Below are 23,516 nucleotides of genomic sequence, written 5' to 3'. Positions count from 1 at the left end.
AAGGGGCCGCGCTGGCACGAATCCGACCTGCAGGACGTGCTGTGCCTGCTGTTCCAGCTGTTGCGGATCGCCCGTTCCAGCCCCGTCGAGCTCGAGGAACATATCGAGAACCCCGAGGCCTCGGCGATCTTCCAGACCTATCCGCGCATCCTGGCCGATGAGAACGCGGTCACGCTGATTACCGACACGCTGCGGTCGGCCAGCCTGAACTATGACGACCCTTACCAGGTCGAGGAAATGCTGTCCCAGCGCATCGGTCTGATGAACGAGGAGGCGATGCACGCGCCGCATGCGCTGCAGAACATGGCCGATGCGCTGCCGGCGCTGGGCATCGTCGCGGCCGTGCTGGGCGTGATCAAGACCATGAGCTCCATCGACCAGCCGCCCGAGGTGCTGGGCAAGATGATCGGCGGCGCGCTGGTCGGCACTTTTCTGGGGGTGTTCCTGGCCTACGCGCTGGTGGCACCCTTCGCACAACGGCTGTCGGCGGTGATGAAGCAGGACCAGGCCTTCTATGACGTGATCAAGTCCGTGCTGGTCGCAGGGCTGCACCAGCATGCCACCAACCTTTGCGTCGAGGTCGGACGCCAGGCCGCGCCCGACCATGTCCGCCCCTCCTTCGGCGAGCTTGAGACCGCATTGCGCGAACTGAAGAGGGCATCGTGATCGCCATGCTTGTCCTGTCCACCGCGCTTGCGGCCGCTTCCGTCGACGGGACATGGACCCGCGACGCCATCATCCGCGACGCCAGGGAAAGGCTGCTGAACGGCGAGACCCTGCCGCCGGATCTCGACGAGAGGCTGATGCGTCTGCCGCCCGTCGATCGCATCGAGGTGCTGATCTTCCTGCGCCGCTCGGGGATGATGAACGGGCCGGGATGGACCTCCGAGCGCCTGCTGGCGCCGGCCAGAACCGGGGAAAGCCGATGAGCATTGCCGAAACCGGCCAGGGCGCGGCGCTGGCCACGCGGCCGCTGATCATCACCGGCGTGCTGGTGCTGATCGTGCTGTCCATGGTCATCCCCATGCCGGCGACGCTGCTGGACATGGGAATCGCCCTTTCCATCGCCACCGCGACGCTGATCCTGGTCATGGCCTCGCTGGTCGAGAAACCCACGGATTTCCAGGCCTTTCCGGTCCTGCTGCTGGTCTCGCTGCTGATCCGGCTGTCGCTGAACATTTCCTCGACGCGGCTGATCCTGACGCATGGGCAGAACGGCCCGTCCGCCGCCGGCCATGTCATCGAGGGCTTTGCCGAATTCGTCGCCGGAGGCTCGCTTCTGGTCGGGCTGACGGTCTTCGCGGTGATCTCGGTGGTGAACTTCATGGTGATCACCAAGGGCTCCGGGCGCATGGCCGAGGTCTCGGCCCGGTTCGCGCTGGATTCGCTGCCCGGCAAGCAGCTCGCCATCGACGGCGACCTCAATTCCGGTGCCATCGACCACGAGGAAGCCAAGCGCCGCCGCATCCGCGAACAGCGCGAGATCAGTTTCTTCGGATCGCTCGACGGTGCCTCGAAATTCGTCAAGGGCGATGCCATCGCCGGTCTGGTCATCACCATGATTAACCTGTTCGTCGGCCTGGCGGCAGGGGTGCTGGTACACGGCATGCCGGTGGGCGAGGCGATGACCACCTATTCCAAGCTGACCATCGGCGACGGGCTGGTCAGCCAGATCCCGGCGCTGATCACCTCGATGGCGGCGGCGCTGCTGCTGTCGCGCGGCGGCGCCACCGAGACCATGGCGGACCTGCTGTCCCAGCAGCTGCTGAGCAACTGGCAGGTGCCCTTCGTCTGCGCCGGCGGCATGGTCCTGATCGGCCTGGTGCCGGGCATGCCGACGCCGATCTTCTTCGGCCTGGCGGCGCTGCTGGGGGGCGCGGCCTGGTTCGTCCGCTCTGGAAAGCTGCCGGTCCCGGCCGGCGAAGTGCCGGCGGCCGAGCCGGCGGTGGCCTCGGGCATGGCGCAGCCCCGCATCGGCGATGTGCTGGATACCGACGAGATCTGCGTCGAGATCGGTGCCGGGCTCATTCTTGCCGCGCTTGATCCGGCGCGCGGCCTGGGTCAGCGCATCACCAATCTGCGGCTGCATATCGCCCGCAGCTACGGGCTGATCCTGCCCGACGTGCGGATCACCGACGGCATCGGCTTCAACGAGGGGGATTATGTAATCCGGCTGCAGGGCGTGGTGCGGGGCAAGGGCACGCTGCGGCCGCTGGGCATCCTGGCCCTGGGGTCCGAGGACACGCTGGAGGGCCTGGCCGGGGAACGTGTGCGCGAACCGGTCTATGGCAGCGCCGCGTGCTGGATCCCGCCGGATTGGCAGGACGAGGCCGCCATTGCCGGCGCCACGGTGGTCACGCCGATGGAGGTGCTGTCTACGCATCTGATGGAGGTGGTCAAGACCAACCTGCCGGCGCTGCTGACCATGTCCTCGATGCAGCGCATGATTCGCGAGCTGTGCAGCGTCTCGGACGAGCATCGCGCCCAACTGAACCAGCGCTTCTTCGACGGCATGGTGCCGGACAAGGTATCGCCCGAGATGCTGCTGGCGGTGCTGCGCGGCATGCTCGAGGAGCGGATCTCGATCCGCAACTTGGTGCTGATCACCGATGCGGTCCACGAGGCGCGCAATGCCCCCAACCCCGAGGCGGTCTATGAACAGGTCCGCAGGCGGCTGCGCGGCCAGATCACCGAGCAGTTCCTGGACGATGGCGGAACCCTCAACATCCTGCAGCTGCACCCGCAATGGGAGGCCGACATCACCCGCGCCGAGGCCGAGGCCGCGCGCAGCGGCGCCAGCATCGTGCCGCAGATCCAGAAGCGCCTGGCCGAGGCGGTGCAGGCCGCCCTGCGCGGCCTGGCCCCCGGCGTCGAGGCGGTGCTGGCGGTGCCCGATCACCGTCGCCGCCTGATTCGCATGATGCTGGCCTCGGCCGGGGTCGCGACGCCGGTGCTGGGCCTGGACGAGATCGACCCGGCGGCCCAGGTGCAGCTGCGCGGCACGGTCGCGGCATGAGCCAGATCCTCGGCGATCCGCGCCTGGCCGCCAGCCTGACGGCGCTTCTGCTGGTCTATTGCCGGGTGCAGGCCTGTTTCCTGATGCTGCCGGTGTTTTCCGAACGCGGGCTGCCGGTGCGGGTCCGCGCCGCCCTGGCGATGGCGGTGACGCCGCTGCTGGCCGAACATGCCCAGCCGATCGCGGCCGCCGACACGCTGCTGCGACTGGCCGCGCTGGCCGGGGCCGAGATCCTGTCCGGGCTGGCGCTGGGCGGGCTGGTGCGGCTCTTCGCCTCGGCGCTCGACGTGGCGGCAGCGGCGATTGCCGCCACCGCCTCGCTGTCGCAGCTGGTCGGGGTGGCCAATGAATACTCGCCGCACCCGATCGGCAACCTGATGCATCTGGCCGGACTTGCCGCGGTGATGGCCTTGGGGTTCCCGGTGCTGGCTTGCGATCTCTTGCGGGAGAGTTTCAGCCTACGGCCCCTGGGCGACTGGCCGCAGATCGCCGACATCCTGCCGCATGCGGTGGCGCTGGTCCGGCAAAGTTTCGTGCTGGCGATGCTGCTGGCCTCGCCCTTCATCCTGGGCGGATTCCTGTTCCAGATCCTGTCGGGCATGATCAGCAAGGTGATGCCCAACCTGCCCGTCGTGTTCATCGCCGCCCCCGGGGCGATCCTGATGGCGTTGCTGGCGCTGGCGGTGCTGACACCCTCGATCCTGTCGGTCTGGGCCGAGGCGGTTCTCGACGTCATGCCGGACCTGCCCCGATGAGCGAGGATGACGACGACAAGCAATACGATGCTTCGGAAAGCAAGCTGAGCAAGGCCCGCGAGGAAGGCGACGTGCCCCGCTCGGCCGAGCTGCAATCGGCGCTGATGTATCTGGGCCTCTGGTTCGCGGTGATCTTTGCCGCGGCCTGGGCGATGCCGGCCTGGGTCAGAATGGCCGCCAGGGCCCTGGGCAGCGAGCCCTGGCCGGACGCCGCGGGCCGTTCGGTCATGGATCTGGCGCGGGCCCTGGCCTTGCAGGCGGCCGGGGCCACGCTGGCGGCGGTGACGATCATGGCCCTGCCGATCCTGCTGGGGATCGTGGCGCAGCGCTCGCTGGTGCTGACGCCCAAGAAGCTGCTGCCCGACCCCAAGCGGATCAACCCGTTCCGGAATGCCGGCCAGAAATTCGGCAAGAGCGGCCTGGTCTCCTTTGCCATCTCGCTGGGCAAGGCGCTGCTGGTCGGCGCCGGCGGCTGGTTTCTTTACCGCGCGCTGCTGTTCTGGCTGATGCGGTCGGAAAGCATGGCGGATCTGCAATGGATCGAAGCGCTGGGGCTGATCCTGCGCCGCGCCATCTGGCTGGCGCTGGGCATCGGCATCGCCTTTGCCGGCATCGACCTGCTGTGGAAGCGGCTGGAATACCTGAAGCGCCACCGCATGACCCGCCGCGAGATGCAGGACGAACACAAGGAAAGCGAGGGCGATCCGCATCTCAAGGCCGCGCGCCGCCAGAAGGGCGTGGACATCGTGCTGAGCTCGATGCTGGCGGATGTGGAAAAGGCCGATGTGATCATCGTCAACCCGACGCATTACGCCGTGGCGCTGGAATGGAAGCGCGGCAGCGGCCGGGCGCCGGTTTGCCTGGCGAAAGGGGTGGACGAGGTCGCCCGGCGCATCCGCGAGCGGGCGAACGAACATCGGGTGCCGATCTGGTCGGATCCGCCCTGCGCCCGGGCGCTGCATGCCACGGTCGAGATCGGCGCCGAGATCCGGGCCGAGCATTTCGCCCCGGTGGCCGCGGCGATCCGTTTCGCCGAGGCGATGCGGAAAAAGGCGCGCGACGGCTGGGGGGCGCCACCACGGCGCAAGGAGGGCGGATGAACCGCGAAAAACAGGCATTGGCCGGGCTGGAGCGCATCGCCCGCCTGAAGGCCGATCTGGAGCTGCGGCGCTTCGCGGCCTTCCGGGCGCATGTCGATGCGGCGCGGCAGCGGATCGACCAGCTTGGTCGCGAACTGCAGACGCTTTACGGTGCCGAAACCGGCTTCTCGATTGCCGAGGCCCGGCTGGCCAACCTGTTGGCCGGCGAGCGAAGCCGGGCTCTGCTGAGCGCCGAGCGCGATCTGGAGCGGATGCTGCCCGGCTACGAGGCCGCGCGCCAGACCGCAGCCCGGGAATTCGGCCGCGCCGAGGCCGTCCATGCGCTGCGCGAGACCCTGGCCGCAGAGGTCCGGCAGGACCGGATGCGGCGCAGCGGCGCGCCGTGAGGAGGGCGTGGTTCGTCCATGGAGGCCCGGCCATTTGGCCGATGCTTCGGCCTGTTGCGGATCACCGTTCCCGCGATGACGCGCGCCCCACGACCGGGAGGTTTGACGGACGAACCATCCGTCCGAAAACCTGCGGTCGTCCCTGCCAAGGCCGGCGGCGTCGGATCGGCGCGGGCCCGATGTTGCTGGCAGCCCGCCGCAACCGGGCCTTGGGCAGGCCGGATTGTTGCAACGCACAGCCGGGTCGTGCCGGGCTTATGCCGGACGGGACCGCGCCGATCCGATGCAGACCGGGCCTTCGTCATCCGGCCGCGCGCCGCGCCGCGCCGGTCAGCCCGGACCCTGCCAGCGGGGCTGACCGCGCCGGGCCGAGGCGATCGGCGCGCGCCATGCGCCCGCTTCGCCGCAACCTGGAAGCCCGGCGGCCCGAATCATTCCGGCTGGTTCGGCGGGGCAAACGATACGCTCCGGTGGGTCCGGTGCTGTCCATCCGGCCCGGCATTGCCCCGGGCGGCTTCCGCCAATATCGGGATTATGCGCAATTGCGGAAAACTCGCCTTCCGGATGAGTGGCAAATCCGGGGCGGCGGCCGTCTCCGTCCCGAGTTCTGGGCGGAAGAATGCCTATTTTTCTTCTATTTCGGCGCAATCCGGTCGGGTTCACGGACCAGCGGCGGATTGTCTATTGATCCGCCGCAGCGCTTGGGTCATCCATTGCAGACGATTTGTACATAATCGCGCCGCGGCGCAGAGGCTTTGCAAGAATCCGGCTTCTCCCTTATGAAGGAAGGGCCCGGCCTGGGTTGCGTTTGCGGTGTCTGAGTGGGTGTTCCGCCGGGTTTGCGGGGCAGGGTTAAGGAGTAGAAGGGTTGTCCAGGATGCCTAGGGCGCTTCCCGTGGCGCGCGGCCGCAAGTTCATGCAGGTGCTGGAAGGCGCCCGGAGGGTGTTTCTCCGCGACGGTTTCGAGGGGGCGAGCGTCGACGAGATCGCCCGCGAGGCTGGCGTTTCCAAGGCGACGCTCTACAGCTATTTCCCCGACAAGCGCATCATGTTCATGGAGGTCTTCCGCAACGAGCTGGCGCGCGAGGCTGCCGATGCCAGCGCCCTGATCGAAGTCGATCTGCCGGTCGCACAGGTGCTGCCCTTCATCGTGCAGATCATCTCGGCCCACATGGTTTCGGAATTCGGGCTGCGCATCTACCGCGTCAGCGTGGCCGAGGCGGAGCGCTCCCCCTCGCTGGCCCAGGAATATTACGACGCCGGCCCGACGCTGCTGCGCCAGCAGTTGGTGCGCTATTTCGACCGCTGCATCCAGCGCGGCGAGCTGCGCATTCCCGACCTTGAACTGGCGGCCGACCAGCTGATCGAACTGGCCAGCGTCCGCATCCATGACCGCGCCCTGCTGCTGGGACCGCAATCCGTGGACAAGGAACAGATGCGCATGGTCAGCCGCAGTGCCGTGGCGATGTTCCTGGCCTGCTATGGCAGCACCAGCAACGCGCTGGTCGAAGCGGCGGAGTAGCGGCGGGGCGCGGTCGCCATGCAACGCCCGGCGGCTGCCATGTGGCGGCCTGCTTCTCATTTCGCCGCGCGACGCTTATGATGCGGCGACAGAAATTCTCGCATTGGATGACTGCCTGATGACCCGAGCCCTGATTGTCCTTCTTGCCCTTGCTCCGCTGGCGGCCTGCGCGCCGGCCTATGAACCCGCACCCGAGCCGCTGCCGGCCGTCGCGCCGCTGCCGCCCACGCCCGTCGCCGGAATGAGCGGCCTGGAATCGCGCGAGCCTGATGCCTGCCACGCCAAGAGCTATGTTTCGGCTCTGGGCCAGCCCGGCACCATCATCCCGTCGCTGGGGGTGACGCGCGACTATCGCGTGGTCGAATACCGCGGCATCGAGCCGCAGGAATACGATCCGCTGCGCATCGTCTTCCGCCTGGACGCGGCGGGCAACATCTACAACATCGACTGCGGCTGACGGCGGCGGGATGAGGAGGCTTTTCCTGCTTGCGCCGCTTTGCGCGCTGACCGCCTGCGTTCCGGCCGACCCCCCCGCAACGGCGCCGCAGCCCGCGCCCGACGGTTGCAAGGCGGCGCAGTTCCGCGGGCTGATCGGCCAGCCGCGGGGCGTGCTCGAGGCGATGACGTTGCCGCAGGGCAGCCGCATCATCGGCCCCCGCGATCCGGTGACGGCGGATTTCCGCGCCGAGCGGATCAATTTCGAGATCGGCAAGGACGGCCGGATCGCCAAGATCGGCTGCTATTGAGACCGGAAGGGCGCCGCTGCGGCGCCCTTTCGGCATTGCCAGGCCGAATTGGCGTCGCTGCCCCATGCCTTCGCCATAGGCCGGCCTCGGCCGCCGCGGGCAAGCCCGGTTCGCCGATTGGGACCGCCGGTCCCGGGCGCGGCCCTTGCGGCGCCAAAGCCTGCTCGCCGATCCCTCGATCAGCGCGGCGCGGGCGTCAGGAACCGGCCCGGGCAATCGCGCCGCGCATCCGCCCCGCAGGCGCGGGGTTCCAGGTCGCGGGTCAGGCAGATGCGGACCTCCTGCAGGGCGCGGTCGCGGCAGGTCACGGTGATGCCGTCGCGGGTCAGCGCCGGATTGGCCTCGATGAAGGCCTCCTCGACCACTTGCGCGGGCAGGGTCACGTCGCGGTCGAGCCGGTGCAGCGGCCCGGGAACCGCGATCGCCTTTGCGGCCTTGCGGGTTAGCGCGAAATAGTCCCGCGCCGTCAGGCCCGAGCAGCGGCCGTGCTTCTTCCACTGATACCAGGCCAACCCGCCCGAACCCATGACATCCGCCATTGCCCGGCTCTCGCGCCGCGAGGGGTCGCGGGCATCGGTCCGGCAATCCTCGGGCCAGCCGCGTTCGTATTGCGGCCAGAGGCCGTGGACGACGAAGCCGATGCGGCGGCCGGCATCGCATTGCGCGGCGTCCTCGGCCCCGCCCTCGGCCCGGCACCAGCTGGGCGACCAGCTGAGCGACAGGACGTAATAGTCGAAACGCCCGGCGATGTCCTGGGCCAGGGCGGCGGGCGCAAGCAGCAGGGCGGCGGTCGCGGCAAGGGCTTTCATGGCGCCGAACCTAGCGCCGGGCGCGGCGCCGCGCCACGAAATTCAGGCTTTATTTTGACCGTTTCTGGCCCTATATAGCGCGTCAATCCCCTGAAAATGGAATGGCAGCCGCCGAAAGCCGTTTTCCCCGGCCGGAAGAGATATTGTTAAGGAGAAGGTCATGAACAAGCCGCTGATGGCCAAGGCCACCGCCGTCTGGCTGGTCGACAACACGACGCTGAGCTTCAAGCAGATCGCCGATTTCTGCGGCATGCATGAACTCGAGGTGCAGGGCATCGCCGATGGCGACGTGGCCGCCGGCGTCAAGGGTTTCGACCCGGTCGCCTCGAACCAGCTCGACACCGCCGAAATCGAGAAGGGCCAGAAGAACCCGCTTTATAAGCTGAAGCTCAAGCACAACCCCGCCGCCGAGGGCGAGGAGAAGCGCCGCGGCCCGCGCTACACCCCGCTTTCCAAGCGCCAGGACCGGCCCGCGGCGATCCTGTGGCTGGTCAAGTTCCACCCCGAACTGGCCGATGCGCAGATCGCCAAGCTGGTCGGCACCACCAAGCCGACCATCGCCTCGATCCGCGACCGGACGCATTGGAACATCCAGAACATCCAGCCCATCGACCCGGTGGCGCTGGGGCTGTGCCGGCAGTCCGAACTGGATGCCGCCGTGCAGAAGGCCGCCAAGCGCAAGGCCGCCGAGGGCGGCGCGATGACCGACGACGAACGCCGCAAGCTGCTCTCGACCGAGACCTCGCTGGCCATGTCGGACGAGCCGCGCCTGCCCAGCTCGATCGCCGGGCTGGAGAATTTCAGCCTCAGCAAGAACGACGACAAGCCCGACCAGGATGACGACCTGGATGCGGACAGCTTCTTCAACCTGCCCGACGCCGATGAGGACGACGAGGACGAGGACGACAAGCGCTGATCACGAAAACCCCGGAGCCTGGCTCCGGGGTTTCTGCTTTGGCCGGTCAGATCGACAGGCAGATGTATTTCATCTCCAGATAGTCCTCGATGCCGTGGCGCGAGCCCTCGCGGCCCAGCCCCGACTGCTTGACGCCGCCGAAGGGCGCCACCTCGGTCGAGATGATGCCGGTGTTCACGCCGACGATGCCGTATTCCAGCGCCTCCTGCACGCGGGTGATGCGGCCGATGTCGCGGGCGTAGAAATAGGATGCGAGGCCGAAGATCGTGGCATTGGCGCGTTCCACGGCCTCCTCTTCGGTCTCGAACCTGAACAGCGGCGCCAGCGGACCGAAGGTCTCCTCGGTCGCCACCTTCATCTTGTCGGTGATGCCGGTGACCACGGTCGGGTCGAAGAACAGCCCGTCGCGCGGCTTGCCGCCGGTGACCACGGTGGCGCCGCCCGCGACGGCGTCCTGGATGTGTTCCTGGACCTTCTCGACCGCGTCCTGGTTGATCAGCGGGCCGGTGGTCACGCCTTCGTCGAGCCCATCGCCGACGCGCAGCTTGTCCACCGCCGCCGCCAGCCGCTTCGCGAATTCGTCATAGACGCCGGACTGGACATAGATGCGGTTGGCGCAGACGCAGGTCTGGCCGTTGTTGCGGAATTTCGAGGCCATGGCGCCCTCGACCGCCGCATCCAGATCGGCATCGTCGAAGACGATGAACGGCGCGTTGCCGCCCAGTTCCATCGAGCATTTCAGCACCTGGTCGGCGGCCTGGCGCAACAGGATGCGCCCGACCTCGGTCGAGCCGGTGAAGGTCAGCTTGCGGATCAGCGGATTCTCGCAGAACTCCTTGCCGATGTCCGAGGATCGCGACGAGGTCACGATGCTGAACAGCCCCTTGGGCACGCCCGCGCGCTCGGCCAGCACCGCCAGCGCCAGGGCCGAAAGCGGCGTTTCGGCGGCGGGTCGGCCGACGAAGCCGCAGCCCGCTGCCAGCGCCGGGCCGCATTTGCGGGTGATCATGGCGTTCGGGAAGTTCCAGGGCGTGATCGAGCCGACCACGCCGATCGGCTGGCGGATCACCGTCAGGCGCTTGTCGGGCTGGTGGCCGGGGATGGTCTCGCCATAGATGCGCTTGGCTTCCTCGCCGAACCATTCGATGAAGCTGGCGCCGTAGGCAATCTCGCCCTTGGCCTCGGGCAGCGGCTTGCCCTGTTCGGCGGTCAGGATGCGGCCCAGGTCGTCCTGGTTCTCCATCATCAGGTCGAACCATTTGCGCAGGATCTGGGCGCGTTCCTTGGCGGTGCGGGCGGCCCAATGCTTCATCGCCTGGGCCGCGGCGGCGATGGCGCGGGCGACCTCGCTGCGCGACAGGTCCGCCACCTCGGCGATCACGTCGCCGCGGGCCGGGTTCACCACCGCAAAGGTCTTGCCGTCGTCGGCATTCACCCATTCGCCGGCGACATAGGCGCGGGTCTCCAGCAGCGAGGGGTCTTTCAGCAGCGTCTTCAGGTCGGTTGCAGGCTTGTTCATGGCGGGGCTCCTTCCGATCGGTCGCGTGCAGGCTTGCGCTTTTGCCGGGGCAACGCAAGCCGCAGCTTCCGCGCCCGCCGGTCGAGAAATCGTGATGAACCCGCGCGGGTTTTCCGGCGTTGCGCCTTATCGTCAGGTTTTCCCTCTTGGCGTGTGTGACTGGGACGGCGCCTCTCTCTCGCGCCGTCCCTTTTTCGGTACTGTCCCGACAATCCCCTCAGCCCGCGCCCCAGCAGGGCTGCAGATCGCCCGGCCGCGGGTTGGCCGCATGGACGCCGCGCGCGATGGCGCGGGCCAGCGTGCAGGCGGCGGCATGGCCCAGCTGGAAGGGCGTCAGCGCCGGATCGGGCAGGGGCTTGGCGCCGGTCGAGACGGCAAAGACCAGATCGCCGTCGAAAGGCGTATGGCTGGGCACGATGGCGCGGGCCATGCCGTCCTGCGCCGCGGTGGCCAGCCGCGTCAGCCCGGCCTTGTCCAGGGCCGCGTCGGTGGCGACGATGGCGATGGTCGTCGCCTCGCCCAGCCGTTTCGTCGGGACCGGCTCATGCGCGGCGGGGTAGGGGCCGGAAAGGCCCAGCCCGCCGAATTCGCCGCCAAGCTCCCAGGGCGCGGCCCAGAATTGCCGGGACTCGCCCGCCGTCACCGATCCCAGCGCGTTCACCACCACCAGCGCCCCCAGGGTGATGCCGCTGTCGAGCAGCGTCGAGGCCGAACCCAGCCCGCCCTTCCAGCGCTGCGTCATCGCGCCGGTGCCGGCCCCCTCGCTGCCAAGCGCGAACTCCGCCGCTGCGGCTTCCAGCGCCGCGCGGCCAAGCGCCGGATAAGGATTGGCGGCCCAATCCTTGTCGCCGCCGTTCAGCAGGTCGAAGACGATGGCGCCGGGCACGATGGGCACGCGCACCGGGCCGACCTGAAAGCCCCGGGCCATCGCGCGCAACCCGTCCGCGACGCCGTCGCAGGCGGCAAGCCCGAAGGCCGAGCCGCCCGACAGCACCAGCGCGTCCACGCCCTGCACCAGCTTGTCGGGGGCCAGCAATTCGGTCTCGCGCGTGCCGGGCGCGCCGCCCATGACATTGAAGCCGCAGGCGAAGGGCGCCCCGGCCAGCAGCACCGTCGTGCCCGAGCGCAGCGCGTCGTCGCGGGCATTGCCGACCCGCAGGCCCGAAACATCGGTGATCAGGTTTCGCGGTCCGGGACGCATCGGGGCCTCATGCAAGCGGGGTCGGTCCGCAGTCTGCACGACGCGCCCCGCCCGCCGCAACCCGCGCCGGCACTCCGACGTTGCAGGACAGGGCCGCCGCGCCTACCTAAGGCGGCAGGACATGCGAAAGGACGCAACCATGAATGCCCCCATCCACAGGATCTTCGGCCGCCCGCTGGATGCCGAAATACCGAAAGGCTACGATCAGGCGATCTTCGGCATGGGCTGTTACTGGGGCGTCGAGCGGCTGTTCTGGCAACAGGAGGGCGTCTGGCTGACCGAGGTCGGCTTTGCCGGCGGCACCGCCGAGAATCCCAGCTACAAGCAGGTCTGCGCCGGCGGCACCGGCCATGCCGAGGTGGTGCGCGTGGTCTATGACAGCTCGCGCGTCAGCTATGAACGGCTGCTGCAGATCTTCTGGGAAAACCACGACCCGACCCAGGGCAACCGCCAGGGCAACGATGTCGGTTCGCAATACCGCTCGCTGATCATGGTGTTCAACGACAGCCAGAAGGCAGCGGCAGAGCTCTCCAAGGCCGATTACGGCAACCGGCTGGCGGTGCAGGGCTATTCCGACATCACCACGCAGATCCTTCCCGCCGGGCCGTTCTGGCGGGCCGAGGATGATCACCAGCAATATCTCGACCGATATCCCGATGGCTATTGCGGCTTGCGCGGCACGGGTGTCAAAGCACCCCTGACCGACATAGCCGAGGGATACTGAATGCCGACCTGGACCGCGCTGACCCACACCACCGGCCGCGAGGCGGCCGAGGCGCTTGCCGAGGCGGGCGAGGATCTGACCCCCGAGCCCGTCGGCACCGGCGTCTTCGAGATCGAGGACGGCTCAAACCGCTGGGAGGTGGGGCTTTACTTCACCGAGGCCCCCGACGATCTGGGGCTGACGCTGCTGGCCGCCGCCTGGGGCGCCGAACCCTTCGCGGTGTCGGAACTGCCCGAGGTGGATTGGGTGGCCCATGTCCGGCGCGAGCTCTCGCCGGTCGAGGCCGGGCGCTTCTTCGTCCATGGCGGCCATGACGCCGACAAGGTGCCCGCAGGGGCCGAGGCGCTGCTGATCGAAGCGGCCATGGCCTTTGGCACCGGCCATCACGCCACGACCAAGGGCTGCCTGCTGGCGCTGGACCGGATGATCGCCGAGGGCGCCGGGCCGCAGCGCATCGTCGATATCGGCTGCGGCACCGCGGTGCTGGCCATGGCGGCGGCGCGGTCCTTCCCGGTGATCGTGCTGGCCGGCGACATCGACCCGCAGGCGGTGGACGTGGCGCGCGCCAATGTCATCGCCAACGGGCTGGATGGCCGCGTCGAATGCGTCGAGGCGGTGGGCTTCGACCACCCGCTGATCGAGAACGCGGCGCCCTTCGACCTGGTCTTCGCCAATATCCTGAAGCAGCCGCTGATCGACCTGGTGCCGGACATGGCGCGCTATGTCGCGCCGGGCGGCAGGGCGATCCTGTCGGGCATCCTGGTCACCCAGGCGGATGAGGTGATCGCGGCCTATGCGGCGGGCGGGCTGGCGCTGGAACGGCGCGACGATTTCGGCGAATGGTCCACCCTGGTCGTCAGGCGCGGCTGATCGCCGAAGGCACCCGTGGAAAATACTGAAGGCGGCCTTGCGGGCCGCCTGGTCGTCTTGCCCATCCGGGCCGGGAAAAGGTCTGCCGCGAGGTTCCGCGCAGCCGTTTTCGCGTCTTCAACCGCTGCTTAGCGGGCGCGCGCAATCCGTTCGATATCGCCGCGGCACAGACCGATATCGTCCAGCTCGCGATCCGAAAGACGGCTCAGCGCGTTCTTCGTCACCCGCGCATCGTTCCAGGCCGACAGCGTCGCCCAGATTTTCGAGCCAATACCGAAAGAGCCCGCCCCGCCATGGATGCGGTTCGTGTCAATCGCCGACATAGTTTTTCACCTTGAGATCATTGCCCGCTCATCGGGCGCTTCGTTGATGCACAGCATATAGGCCGGGCAGTTTGCGAAAACCACGGACAAACCGGCATCTCTGCCATGCAGCACACGCATAAGGCGCCGAAATTCTTAACTTTTTGCGAAACGGGGCCTTAACCGATGCTGCACCGCAAAATTCTCCCGCCTCTGGCCAGTTTTGTGCGGAAAGATTGCGCGATTCAGCCCTGATCGTTCAGCGCCAATCGCCCAGGGCAGCCTGCCACAGGGCCAGTGACGCCACGGCAGCCGTGTCGGCGCGCAGGATTCGCGGCCCCAGCCCGATGCGGGTGACGCAATCCATGGCCGAAAGCCGCTTGCGTTCCGATTCGGACCAGCCGCCCTCGGGGCCGATCAGAATCGCCCAGGGGCCGCGCGGCAGGCCGGATAGCACCTGCGCCGGCCCGGCCAGCGCCTCGTCCGCCCAGAGGATGCGCCGCCCGGCATCCCAGCCATCCAGCAGCCGGGCCAGCGGCACCAGCCCGCCGACCTCGGGGACGAAGGTGCCGCCGCATTGCTCGGCCGCCTCGACGGCATGGGCCTGCAGGCGGTCCTGGCGGATGCGTTCGGAATTGGTGTGGTCGGTCTGCACCGGCAGGATGCGGGCGGCGCCCATCTCGGCAGCCTTTTCCACGATGAAATCGGTGCGCGCCTTCTTGATCGGCGCGAAGACCAGCCACAGGTCCGGCGGGTCCAACTGCGGCGCCGTCTGCCGCAGCGCCGCCAGCGCGCCGCCCCGCTTGGCGATGCGTTCGATCCGCGCCAGCCACTCGCCGTCGCGGCCGTTGAAGACCAGGATCTCGTCCCCCGGACCCTGCCGCATGACCGAGGCCAGGTAATGCGCCTGGTCGGGATTCAGCTCGACGGCTTGTCCCTCGGCCAGCGGGTGATCTATGAACAGTCTGATTTTCGCCATGATGGGGCGCAGCCTAATGCAGACCGACCGTCAGACGCCAGAGGGGCCGACGCCAGAGGGCCAAAGCACCGTCGCCGATGCGCCGCCCGGCAACTGGGTGGACCGCCACGCGCCGCCGGACTGGCGGCCGTGGCTGCGTCTGTCCCGCGCCGACCGGCCGATCGGCACCTGGCTTTTGCTGCTGCCCTGCTGGTGGGGCATCGGGCTGGCGATGATCGCCGACCGGCCGGAATGGCGTGACCTGTGGATCGCGGTGGCCTGCGGCGTGGGCGCGATGCTGATGCGCGGCGCCGGCTGCACCTGGAACGACATCACCGACCGCGACATCGACGACAAGGTGGCGCGCACCCGCTCGCGCCCCATCCCCTCGGGGCAGGTGACGGTCCGGGGCGCGCTGGTCTGGCTGGCGGCGCAGGCGCTGGCCGGTTTCGCCATCCTGCTGACGCTGGGCGGCGCGGCCATCGCGCTGGGCGTGGCCTCGCTGGCGCTGGTGGCGATCTATCCCTTCGCCAAGCGTTTCACCTGGTGGCCGCAGGTCTTCCTGGGGCTGGCCTTCAACTGGGGCGTGTTGCTGGCCTGGGCGGCGCATACCGGCAATCTGGCGCCGGCGCCGGTGCTGGCCTATCTGTCGGGCATCGCCTGGACGGTCTTCTACGACACCATCTATGCCCATCAGGATGCCGAGGACGACGCGCTGATCGGCGTCAAGTCGACCGCCCGGCTGTTCGGCCGCGACACCCCGCGCTGGCTGGCGGGCTTCGGCACCGCCTCGGTGCTGCTGCTGGGCCTGGCGGTCATGGCGGCGGCGCCCGAGGGGCTGGGGCTGACGCTGGGCCTGCTGGGCGTCGTCGGGTTTGCCGCGCATCTGGCCTGGCAGCTCCGGCGCTTTGACATGACCGACGGCGCCGGCTGTCTGCGGCTGTTTCGCAGCAACCGCGACGCCGGGCTGGTGGTTGCGCTGTTTCTTGCCTTGGCCGGTCTGGTCTGATTGCGAAAATCCGCCGCAGGCATTACATGCGGCGGGTCGGAAACAGCCCGAAGGGCCCCCTGATGGCCAATCCCCAGCGATCCGCACGGCGTCCCGCGCGTCGGGTTTCCCTTGTTGCAGCCAGCCTGATCGCCCTTGTCGTGGCCGGCGGCCTGTCCCTGTGGGGCGCCACCGCCGCCGCCGATTTCGTCGAGAGCCGGGCCGACCGGGACGTCTCGGCGGCGCTGGCCGATTACGACTGGGTGACGGTGCGGACGGACGGGCTGCAGGTGCAGCTGGGCGGCATCGCCCCGGACGAGGTGCAGCGCTTCCGCGCCCGTGCCCGGGCCGAATCGGTGGTCGGCGCCGGCCGGGTCGTGGACGAGATGCAGGTGGCGGCGGCGGCCGCGCTGGCCACCCCGGCCTTCGAGGTCGAATTGCTGCGCAACGACCAGGGGATCTCGATCATCGGCCTGGTCCCGACAAGCCTGGACCGGACAGCGCTGGTCGAGAGGCTGAAGCGCCAGACCGGCGTGGCCCAGGTCTCGGACCTGATGGAGACCGCCGATTACCCCGTGCCCGAGGGTTGGGAGGATGCCTTCGCCTTCGGTCTCAGGGCCGCGCAACTGGCCGAGCGGGCCAAGGTTTCGGTCGCGGAGGGCGAGGTCTCGGTCCGGGCCGTCACCGACAATCCGCGCGAGAAGCTGGCGCTGGAGGCGGCGCTGAAACGCGCCAGGCCGGCGGGCGTGACGTTGAAGACCGACATCACCGCACCGCGGCCGGTGATCGCGCCCTTTACCCTGCGCTTCGTCAAGGATGCGACCGGCACGCGCTTCGACGCCTGCGCCGCCGATACCGACAGCGCCCGTGACCGCATCCTTGCCGCCGGGCGCGAGGCCGGCGTGCCGGGCGAGCCGCAATGCACGCTGGGGCTTGGCGCGCCCTCGCCGCGCTGGGCGGATGCCGCCGTGCCCGCGATCCGCGCCGTCGAGGCGCTGGGGGCGGGTTCGGTCACCATCTCGGACACGGACGTGGCGCTGTTCGCGCCGGCCGATGTCGCGGCCGCGCGCTTCGACGAGGCGGCGGGCCGGCTGGAATCGGCATTGCCGCCGGCCTTCAGCCTGACGGCGCAGCATGAAAAGGCCGACGACGCGGCCAAGGGTCCGGCCGAGTTCACCGCCGTCGTCGATCCGGGCGGCGTGTCGCTGCGCGGCCGGATCACCGACGACCGGATGCGCGAGGCGGTGGAAAGCCTGGCCCGCGCGCGGTTCGGCCAGGTGGACAGCGCGCTGCGCAGCGACGATTCGGTCCCCGAGGGCTGGACGCTGCGCGCCATCGCCGCCATCGAGGCGGTCAGCGGGCTTGAACGCGGCACGGCGACCGTGACGCCCGACCTGGTGCGGATCAGCGGCGTCTCGGGCAGTCAGACCGCCTCGGACACGGTGGCGGCGCGGCTTGCGCAGCGGCTGGGGGCCGGCGCGCGCTACGAGCTGGCGATCCGCTACGACCGGCGCATGGACCCGCTGCTGGGCCTGCCTTCGGGCATCGAATGCGTGGACAGGCTGAATGCGGCGATGCAGGAATCCGAGATCGGTTTCGAGCCGAACAAGTCGGTCATCGCCGGCGATCCCGGCCCGACGCTGGCACGGCTGGCCGAAACCATGCAGCAATGTACGGATTTCCGCATCGAGATCGGCGGCCATACCGATTCGCAGGGCTCGGAAGGCTTCAACGCGGAACTCTCGCGCTCGCGGGCGCAGGCGGTGCTGACGGCCATGGCCGAAGCGGGCATCGTCACCGGGAACCTGACCGCCAAGGGCTATGGCGAAAGCCAGCCCATCGCCGAGAACGACACCGATGCCGGGCGCGAGGCCAACCGGCGGATCGAATTCACCCTGTTGGCCGACGAGCCGGTGGTGACCGAAGCGCCGGCCCCGGCCGCGCTGGTCAAGGGCGTGACCGACAGCCCCGAGGCGGTGGCGGCGCGGGTGCAGGAGACGGCGCTGGTGGCGGCGACGGCCGCCATCGGGCCGGCGCTCGGCGTGCCGACCGATCCGCGGCTGGCGCTGAAGGCCGCCACCGAACCCGCGGCGCTGGCCATCGCCCCGGTCGAACCCAAGCAGGCCGGCACGCTGCCGCTCGAGGCGGCGGCGCTGCCCGACATGCTGGCGCGCGAGGCCGCCACGCGTCCGGCGGCGGGCCTGCTGCCGCAGACCGCACCGGTCGATCCGGCGCTTGCGGCCACCCTGCCGGCGGCGGCGATGCTGGTCGAGGCCGCGACCGAAACCGCCACCCTGCCCGCCCGGGGCGCGGTGCAGCCGAACCGCCCGCTGCCGCGTCCCGAGACCGGCGCGGCGCCGTGATCCGCAACCCCTTGCCCGTGAAGCCGCCCGCATGAACCGCACCGAATTCATCCTCGCCACTGCGATCATCCTGTTCGCCGCCTTTCTGCTGGGCTGGTTCGCAAGCTGGCTGATCCACCGCCTGTCCCGCGTCACCCGCGCCGAGATGGGCGAACTGGAGAACATGGCCCAGCAGTTGCACGAGGCCGAGGAAGCCCGCGACCGCGCCATCGCCGAGCTGGAGGAGCGCGAGGCCGATCTGACCGCGCGCCTGGGCACCGCCGAGGCCGAGCTGCGGGCGGTGCAGGGCGAGCTGGGCGAGAGCCGGACCGAGATCGAGGAATTGCGCGCCTATATCGACCGCAAGCTGGGCCGGAAAGGCTGAGGGCCGCCCGGCGGCGCTGCCGGGCCGGGGCTTCGCCCCGGACCCCAGGGTATTTGGAAAACGGAGAAAGCCGGGGTTTTCGGCGCGTGGCGCTGCAATGGCGAACCGCCGGGCAGGGCCGGCGGTCGCGGGTTCAGCGGTTCGGGTCGTCCGGCGAGGGGGTCAGACCCCGGCCTCGATGATGGCGCGGGCCAGGATCGGGATGGTGTCCTGATTCAGCCCGGCGATGTTGATGCGCGAATCGCCCACCATGTAGATGCCGAACTCCTCCTTGACGCGCCTGACCTGTTCGGGCGTGGCGCCGAGGCGCGAGAACATGCCGCGATGCTGGGCCACGAAGCCGAAGCGGTCCGAGCCGGAAAGGTCGCGGAGTTCTGCCGCCAGTTGCTCGCGCAGCTTGAGCATGCCGGCGCGCACCGCTTCCAGCTCGGCCATCCAGTCGGCGCGGAGGTCCGGTGTGGTCAGCACGGTCGAGACGATCTTCGCGCCGTGGAAGGGCGGGAAGGAATAGGTCTGGCGGTTCAGGAAGGCCATGGCGCCCTGTGCAAGGTCGCGGGTCGCGGCATCGGCGCAAAGCGCCAGCAGGCAGCCGGTGCGTTCGCGGTAGATGCCGAAGTTCTTGCTGCACGAGGCGGCGATCAGCACCTCGGGGATGCGCGCGGCGATCAGCCGGGTGCCGGCCGCGTCCTCCTCCAGCCCGTCGCCGAAGCCCTGATAGGCCAGGTCGATCAGTGGCAGCGCGCCGGTCTGTTCCAGGATCGCGGCGACCTCGGCCCATTGTTCCAGCGTCAGGTTGGCGCCGGTCGGGTTGTGGCAGCAGCCGTGCAGCAGCACCACGTCGCCCTTTTTCGCCTGGGCGATGTCGCCCTTCATGCCCTCGAAATCGACGCCGCGGGTCTCGGCGTCGAAATAGCGGTAGGTCTGCACCGGCAGGCCCATGAAGTTCATGATCGAGACATGGTTGGGCCAGGTCGGATCGCTGACGAAGACCCGCAGCGCCGGATTCGCCATGCGCGCCAGTTCCAGCGCCTGCCGGATGGCGCCAGTGCCGCCGACCGTGGCCAGCGCCGCCGTGGTTTCGGGCTTGCAGGTGTCGCCCAGGATCAGTTCGGCCATGGCCTTCTGGAATTCGGGCTCGCCGGACAGGCCGGCATAGGTCTTGGTGGTCTCGGTCTCCAGCATCCGGTGTTCGGCGGCGCGGACGGCGCGCATGATCGGGGTGTGGCCGCTGGCATCCTTGTAGACCCCGACGCCCAGGTCGATCTTGCCCTGGCGGGGATCGGCCTTGAATTCGCCCATCAGGGCCAGGATCTTGTCGGGGGCTTGCGGTTTCAGATTGCCCAGCATCACGCGTCTCCGGTTGCGATTTTAAGGTCGGGGAAGCTGCCCCATTCGGCCCAGCTTCCGTCATAAAGCGAATGGTCCCGGTGCCCGATCCGTTCGAGCGCCAGGAACAGCGAGGCGGCCGTCACCCCCGAACCGCAGGTGGCGATCACCGGTTTCGACAGGTCGATGCCGGCAGCCTCGAACTCGGTGCGCAGCGCGGCGGGGGATTTCAGAGTGCCGTCCTGGTCGTAGAGCTTGCCGAAGGGCAGGCTTTTCGAGCCGGGGATATGGCCCGAGCGCAGGCCGGGGCGCGGCTCGGCCGCCTCGCCGCGGAAGCGTTCGGCGCTGCGGGCGTCGACGATCTCGTGATCGGCAAGCTTGCTGGCCGCGGCGACCTGGGTCACATCGCGCACCAGCGCGGCCTGGCGCTGCACGGTGATGTGGCGGTCGCGCAGCATCGGCGGCATGTCCTCGGTCTCGCGGCCCTCGGCCAGCCATTTGCCGAACCCGCCGTCCAGCACCGCCACGTCCTGCTTGCCCATCAGCTTGAAGGTCCACCAGACCCGCGCCGCCGAACGTAGCGGCGAATTGTCATAGATCACCACCTGGTGACCGTCGCCGATGCCCATGGCGCGCATGCGGCTGATGAACATCTCGGGTTGCGGCGCCATGTGGGGCAACTCGCTGCGCTTGTCGGCGATCTCGTCGATGTCGAAGAAGCGGGCGCCGGGAATATGCGCGGCCGCGTATTCGGCCCGCGCCTCGCGGCCCGGTTCCAGGAACCAGCTGGCGTCGATGATGCGCAGGTCGGGATCGTTCAGATGGGCCGCGAGCCAGCCGGTCGAGACCAGCACTTTCGGATCGTCGGAATCGGTGGACATCGGCCTTCCCCCCCGCGGCGCAGAAACGACACCGATGTAACCGCAGGCGCGCGGGGCTGCAATGCTTAACGGCCGCTGCGGGATCTCCGGCCGACCGCCGGCTTCTTCGTTTCCCGAAAACGCATGCGACCGGGCCCGCCCGCCCGCGGCCCCGCCCGTCTTTCACCGTTTTCCAAATACCCGAATCCGGCCCGGGCCGCGCCGTGTCAGCCCTGCTTCAGCAGGCGCTGTTTCTGGCGGTTCCAGTCGCGCTTGGCGGCGGTTTCGCGCTTGTCGGCGACCTTCTTGCCCTTGGCGACGCCGATCTTCAGCTTCACCATGCCGCGGTCGTTGAAATACATCACCAGCGGCACCAGCGTCATGCCCTCGCGCCCCACCGCCTGCCAGAGCCGGGCCAGTTCCTTGCGCGAGACCAGCAGCTTGCGGTGCCGGCGTTCCTCGTGACCGAAGACGCCGGCCTGCTTGTAGGCGGCGATGTGGGAATTGATCAGCCACAATTCGCCATTCTCGACCGAGGCATAGCTTTCGGCGATGTTCGACTGGCCGGTGCGCAGGCTTTTCACCTCGGAGCCGGTCAGCACGATGCCGACCTCGAGATCGCTTTCGATGAAGTAATCGAAGCGCGCCCGGCGGTTCTCGGCGATGATCTTGTAGTTCGGGTCGGATTTCGTGGCCATGATCGGGCAGAGATAGGGCGGGGCGCCGCGCCTGTAAAGGCTCGGCATCGCCCCGCCCTCTGGGGGCCGCGCCCGTTACGCCTCCTGCGGGGCGGGGATGTAGAGATCGCCGCCCTCGCGGTATTTGCGCGCCATGGCGGCCATGCCCTCTTTCTGCGCCTCGGCGCGGATGTCGTGGGAAATCCGCATCGAGCAGAATTTCGGCCCGCACATCGAACAGAAATGCGCCAGCTTGTGCGCCTCCTTCGGCAGGGTCTGGTCGTGGAAGGCGCGCGCGGTATCGGGGTCCAAAGACAGGTTGAACTGGTCCTCCCAGCGGAACTCGAAGCGGGCCCGCGACAGGGCGTCGTCCCGGGTTCTGGCCGCCGGATGGCCCTTGGCCAGATCGGCGGCATGGGCGGCGATCTTGTAGGTGATGACGCCGGTCTTGACGTCGTCGCGATCCGGCAGGCCCAGATGCTCCTTGGGGGTGACGTAGCACAGCATCGCCGTGCCGAACCAGCCGATCATCGCCGCGCCGATGCCGCTGGTGATATGGTCATAGCCCGGCGCGATGTCGGTGGTCAGCGGCCCGAGCGTGTAGAAGGGCGCCTCGCCGCAGATGGCCAGCTGCTTGTCCATGTTCTCCTTGATCTTGTGCATGGGCACATGGCCGGGCCCCTCGATCATCACCTGGCAATCGCGGGCCCAGGCGATGCGCGTCAGTTCGCCCAGCGTCTCCAGTTCGGCGAATTGCGCGGCGTCGTTGGCATCGGCGATCGAGCCCGGCCGCAGCCCGTCGCCCAGGCTGAAGGACACGTCATAGGCGCGGCAGATGTCGCAGATCTCCTCGAAATGCTCATAGAGGAAACTTTCGCGGTGATGGTGCAGGCACCATTTCGCCATGATCGAGCCGCCGCGCGAGACGATGCCGGTGACCCGGTCCACGGTCAGCGGGATATGGGGCAGCCTCAGCCCGGCATGGATGGTGAAATAATCCACGCCCTGTTCGGCCTGTTCGATCAGCGTGTCGCGGAAGACTTCCCAGCTCAGCTCCTCGGCCATGCCGCCGACCTTCTCCAGCGCCTGATAGAGCGGCACCGTGCCGATGGGCACCGGGCTGTTGCGGATGATCCATTCGCGGATGTTGTGGATGTTGCGCCCGGTCGACAGATCCATCACCGTGTCGGCGCCCCAGCGGATCGCCCAGACCATCTTTTCCACCTCCTCGGCCATCGAGGAGGTGACGGCGGAATTGCCGATATTGGCGTTGATCTTGACCAGGAAGTTGCGGCCGATCGCCATCGGCTCCAGTTCGGGGTGGTTGATGTTGGCCGGGATGATCGCCCGGCCGCACGCCACCTCGTCGCGGACGAATTCGGGGGTCACGAAATCCGGCACGGCGGCGCCGAAGCTCTCGCCGTCGCGCGCCAGCTTCTCACGGATCGCCTTGCGGCCCAGATTCTCGCGGATCGCCACGAATTCCATCTCGGGGGTGACGATGCCGGCGCGGGCATAGGCAAGCTGGGTGACGGCCCGGTCGCCCTGCGCCCGCAGCGGGCGGTGGCGGATGGGAAATTCAGGCGTCAGCCGGTCGCCGGAAACGAAGCCGTTATCCTCGGGTTTCACATGCCGCCCGTCATAGGATTCCACGTCGCCGCGCGCCATGATCCAGCTGTCGCGCGGGCGGGGCAGGCCGCGCTCGATGGCGATCTCGGCGCCGGGATCGGTATAGGGCCCCGAGGAATCATAGACCGTCACCGGCGGCTCGCCGGCGCTGGGATGCAGCGCGATCTGGCGCATCGGCACGCGGATGTCGGAATGGATCTCGCCCGGTCGGAAGACCTTGGTCGAGGCGGGCAGCGGTCCGGTGGTCACGGTCGGGGTAGTGGTCATGTCAGGCTCCTCGCTTTCGCTAGCATGGAGACCCAGCACGGACTGGAAGGGGGAAGAATACCCGCCGGACCGATAGCCGGCCGCAAGGGCATCCGCACCATCCCTACGCCAGTATGAACTGGATCAGGTTCGACGGGTCCCTGCGCTGCCTTGCGGCCCAGCAGTATCTCAGCCCCTTGTCGGGGCCCCCCAGGTGAGAGCCGGAGAATGCCCACTTG

At 68.7% G+C, this 23,516-nt stretch carries 24 protein-coding genes and 1 riboswitch; of the genes, 15 read left to right on the top strand and 9 right to left on the bottom strand.

The features are described from left to right. The 9 genes from ACFOMP_RS13710 to ACFOMP_RS13670 all read left to right on the top strand — a co-directional run. On the top strand, nucleotides 1-666 hold a 666-nt coding region (locus ACFOMP_RS13710; protein WP_379031478.1), incomplete at its 5' end, for a MotA/TolQ/ExbB proton channel family protein. Between the two features lie 5 nt (nucleotides 667-671). Then, nucleotides 672-929, top strand: coding sequence for a hypothetical protein (locus ACFOMP_RS13705; RefSeq protein ID WP_379031624.1), 258 nt, complete (start codon nucleotides 672-674; stop codon nucleotides 927-929). Beyond that, nucleotides 926-3,016, top strand: coding sequence for a flagellar biosynthesis protein FlhA (locus ACFOMP_RS13700; RefSeq protein WP_379031475.1), 2,091 nt, complete (start codon nucleotides 926-928; stop codon nucleotides 3,014-3,016). The genes ACFOMP_RS13705 and ACFOMP_RS13700 overlap by 4 nt, the downstream gene beginning before the upstream one ends. Further along, nucleotides 3,013-3,771 carry a flagellar biosynthetic protein FliR gene (locus ACFOMP_RS13695; protein ID WP_379031472.1) on the top strand — a complete coding sequence of 253 codons (759 nt, stop codon included), beginning with the start codon at nucleotides 3,013-3,015 and terminating at the stop codon, nucleotides 3,769-3,771. Before ACFOMP_RS13700 ends, ACFOMP_RS13695 begins: the two co-directional genes overlap by 4 nt. Beyond that, on the top strand, nucleotides 3,768-4,871 hold the full coding sequence (gene flhB / locus ACFOMP_RS13690) for a flagellar type III secretion system protein FlhB (protein ID WP_379031469.1): 1,104 nt from the start codon (nucleotides 3,768-3,770) through the stop codon (nucleotides 4,869-4,871). The genes ACFOMP_RS13695 and flhB overlap by 4 nt, the downstream gene beginning before the upstream one ends. Then, nucleotides 4,868-5,257, top strand: a complete 390-nt coding sequence (locus ACFOMP_RS13685) for a hypothetical protein (protein WP_379031466.1) — start codon at nucleotides 4,868-4,870, stop codon at nucleotides 5,255-5,257. Before flhB ends, ACFOMP_RS13685 begins: the two co-directional genes overlap by 4 nt. A gap of 877 nt (nucleotides 5,258-6,134) precedes the next feature. Continuing rightward, entirely contained in the window at nucleotides 6,135-6,779 is a 645-nt protein-coding gene (locus ACFOMP_RS13680) for a TetR/AcrR family transcriptional regulator (protein ID WP_379031463.1), read from the top strand. A gap of 118 nt (nucleotides 6,780-6,897) precedes the next feature. Further along, on the top strand, nucleotides 6,898-7,236 hold the full coding sequence (locus tag ACFOMP_RS13675) for a hypothetical protein (RefSeq protein ID WP_289893002.1): 339 nt from the start codon (nucleotides 6,898-6,900) through the stop codon (nucleotides 7,234-7,236). Nucleotides 7,237-7,246: 10 nt separating this feature from the next. Further along, nucleotides 7,247-7,525: an I78 family peptidase inhibitor gene (locus tag ACFOMP_RS13670; protein WP_289893003.1), complete on the top strand. Its 279-nt coding sequence runs from the start codon at nucleotides 7,247-7,249 to the stop codon at nucleotides 7,523-7,525. 179 nt (nucleotides 7,526-7,704) lie between these two features. Here ACFOMP_RS13670 and ACFOMP_RS13665 read toward each other — a convergent pair whose 3' ends face one another. After that, complete coding sequence (locus ACFOMP_RS13665) at nucleotides 7,705-8,334, bottom strand: ribonuclease T2 family protein (protein WP_379031458.1); 630 nt, start codon at nucleotides 8,332-8,334, stop codon at nucleotides 7,705-7,707. 160 nt (nucleotides 8,335-8,494) lie between these two features. Here ACFOMP_RS13665 and ACFOMP_RS13660 point away from each other — a divergent pair, with 160 nt between their 5' ends. Next, complete coding sequence (locus ACFOMP_RS13660) at nucleotides 8,495-9,250, top strand: DUF1013 domain-containing protein (RefSeq protein ID WP_289893005.1); 756 nt, start codon at nucleotides 8,495-8,497, stop codon at nucleotides 9,248-9,250. A gap of 46 nt (nucleotides 9,251-9,296) precedes the next feature. Here ACFOMP_RS13660 and ACFOMP_RS13655 read toward each other — a convergent pair whose 3' ends face one another. Continuing rightward, nucleotides 9,297-10,769, bottom strand: coding sequence for an NAD-dependent succinate-semialdehyde dehydrogenase (locus ACFOMP_RS13655; protein ID WP_379031455.1), 1,473 nt, complete (start codon nucleotides 10,767-10,769; stop codon nucleotides 9,297-9,299). Nucleotides 10,770-10,986: 217 nt separating this feature from the next. Continuing rightward, entirely contained in the window at nucleotides 10,987-11,970 is a 984-nt protein-coding gene (locus ACFOMP_RS13650) for a P1 family peptidase (protein WP_379031452.1), read from the bottom strand. Between the two features lie 139 nt (nucleotides 11,971-12,109). Between ACFOMP_RS13650 and msrA the strand changes: the two genes are divergently transcribed. After that, nucleotides 12,110-12,694: a peptide-methionine (S)-S-oxide reductase MsrA gene (gene msrA, locus ACFOMP_RS13645; RefSeq protein ID WP_289893008.1), complete on the top strand. Its 585-nt coding sequence runs from the start codon at nucleotides 12,110-12,112 to the stop codon at nucleotides 12,692-12,694. After that, entirely contained in the window at nucleotides 12,695-13,564 is an 870-nt protein-coding gene (locus tag ACFOMP_RS13640) for a 50S ribosomal protein L11 methyltransferase (protein WP_289893009.1), read from the top strand. It abuts the gene before it with no gap. 128 nt (nucleotides 13,565-13,692) lie between these two features. On the opposite strand, the gene ACFOMP_RS13635 is transcribed toward ACFOMP_RS13640, so the two are convergent. After that, complete coding sequence (locus ACFOMP_RS13635; protein WP_019352106.1) at nucleotides 13,693-13,887, bottom strand: DUF1127 domain-containing protein; 195 nt, start codon at nucleotides 13,885-13,887, stop codon at nucleotides 13,693-13,695. Between the two features lie 238 nt (nucleotides 13,888-14,125). Next, the gene (locus tag ACFOMP_RS13630) at nucleotides 14,126-14,845 is read right to left on the bottom strand and encodes a 16S rRNA (uracil(1498)-N(3))-methyltransferase (protein WP_379031447.1); all 720 of its coding nucleotides are present in this window, start codon (nucleotides 14,843-14,845) and stop codon (nucleotides 14,126-14,128) included. A gap of 16 nt (nucleotides 14,846-14,861) precedes the next feature. On the opposite strand from ACFOMP_RS13630, the gene ubiA reads away from it, so the two are divergent. From ubiA to ACFOMP_RS13615, 3 genes are all read left to right on the top strand, one after another. Continuing rightward, nucleotides 14,862-15,833: a 4-hydroxybenzoate octaprenyltransferase gene (gene ubiA, locus ACFOMP_RS13625; protein ID WP_379031621.1), complete on the top strand. Its 972-nt coding sequence runs from the start codon at nucleotides 14,862-14,864 to the stop codon at nucleotides 15,831-15,833. 62 nt (nucleotides 15,834-15,895) lie between these two features. Further along, nucleotides 15,896-18,175 carry an OmpA family protein gene (locus ACFOMP_RS13620; RefSeq protein ID WP_379031444.1) on the top strand — a complete coding sequence of 760 codons (2,280 nt, stop codon included), beginning with the start codon at nucleotides 15,896-15,898 and terminating at the stop codon, nucleotides 18,173-18,175. 31 nt (nucleotides 18,176-18,206) lie between these two features. Next, nucleotides 18,207-18,539 carry a hypothetical protein gene (locus tag ACFOMP_RS13615; protein WP_289893012.1) on the top strand — a complete coding sequence of 111 codons (333 nt, stop codon included), beginning with the start codon at nucleotides 18,207-18,209 and terminating at the stop codon, nucleotides 18,537-18,539. A 162-nt stretch (nucleotides 18,540-18,701) separates the two neighbouring features. Here the strand turns inward: ACFOMP_RS13615 and ACFOMP_RS13610 are convergent, their stop codons facing one another. The 4 genes from ACFOMP_RS13610 to thiC form a co-directional block, all read right to left on the bottom strand. Continuing rightward, nucleotides 18,702-19,886: an amino acid aminotransferase gene (locus ACFOMP_RS13610; RefSeq protein ID WP_379031441.1), complete on the bottom strand. Its 1,185-nt coding sequence runs from the start codon at nucleotides 19,884-19,886 to the stop codon at nucleotides 18,702-18,704. Further along, the gene (gene sseA / locus ACFOMP_RS13605) at nucleotides 19,886-20,746 is read right to left on the bottom strand and encodes a 3-mercaptopyruvate sulfurtransferase (RefSeq protein WP_379031438.1); all 861 of its coding nucleotides are present in this window, start codon (nucleotides 20,744-20,746) and stop codon (nucleotides 19,886-19,888) included. The genes ACFOMP_RS13610 and sseA overlap by 1 nt, the downstream gene beginning before the upstream one ends. Before the next feature lie 206 nt (nucleotides 20,747-20,952). Beyond that, nucleotides 20,953-21,423: an SsrA-binding protein SmpB gene (gene smpB / locus ACFOMP_RS13600; RefSeq protein ID WP_379031618.1), complete on the bottom strand. Its 471-nt coding sequence runs from the start codon at nucleotides 21,421-21,423 to the stop codon at nucleotides 20,953-20,955. A gap of 75 nt (nucleotides 21,424-21,498) precedes the next feature. Beyond that, entirely contained in the window at nucleotides 21,499-23,298 is a 1,800-nt protein-coding gene (thiC, locus tag ACFOMP_RS13595) for a phosphomethylpyrimidine synthase ThiC (RefSeq protein ID WP_379031435.1), read from the bottom strand. Nucleotides 23,299-23,380: 82 nt separating this feature from the next. Next, nucleotides 23,381-23,500, bottom strand: a riboswitch (TPP riboswitch). Nucleotides 23,501-23,516: the final 16 nt, after the last annotated feature.

Source organism: Paracoccus simplex (assembly GCF_042648325.1).
Classification (GTDB): domain Bacteria; phylum Pseudomonadota; class Alphaproteobacteria; order Rhodobacterales; family Rhodobacteraceae; genus Paracoccus; species Paracoccus simplex.
The sequence above is the reverse complement of the archived record's forward strand: the minus strand, read 5'-3'. Positions and strand labels throughout refer to the sequence as shown.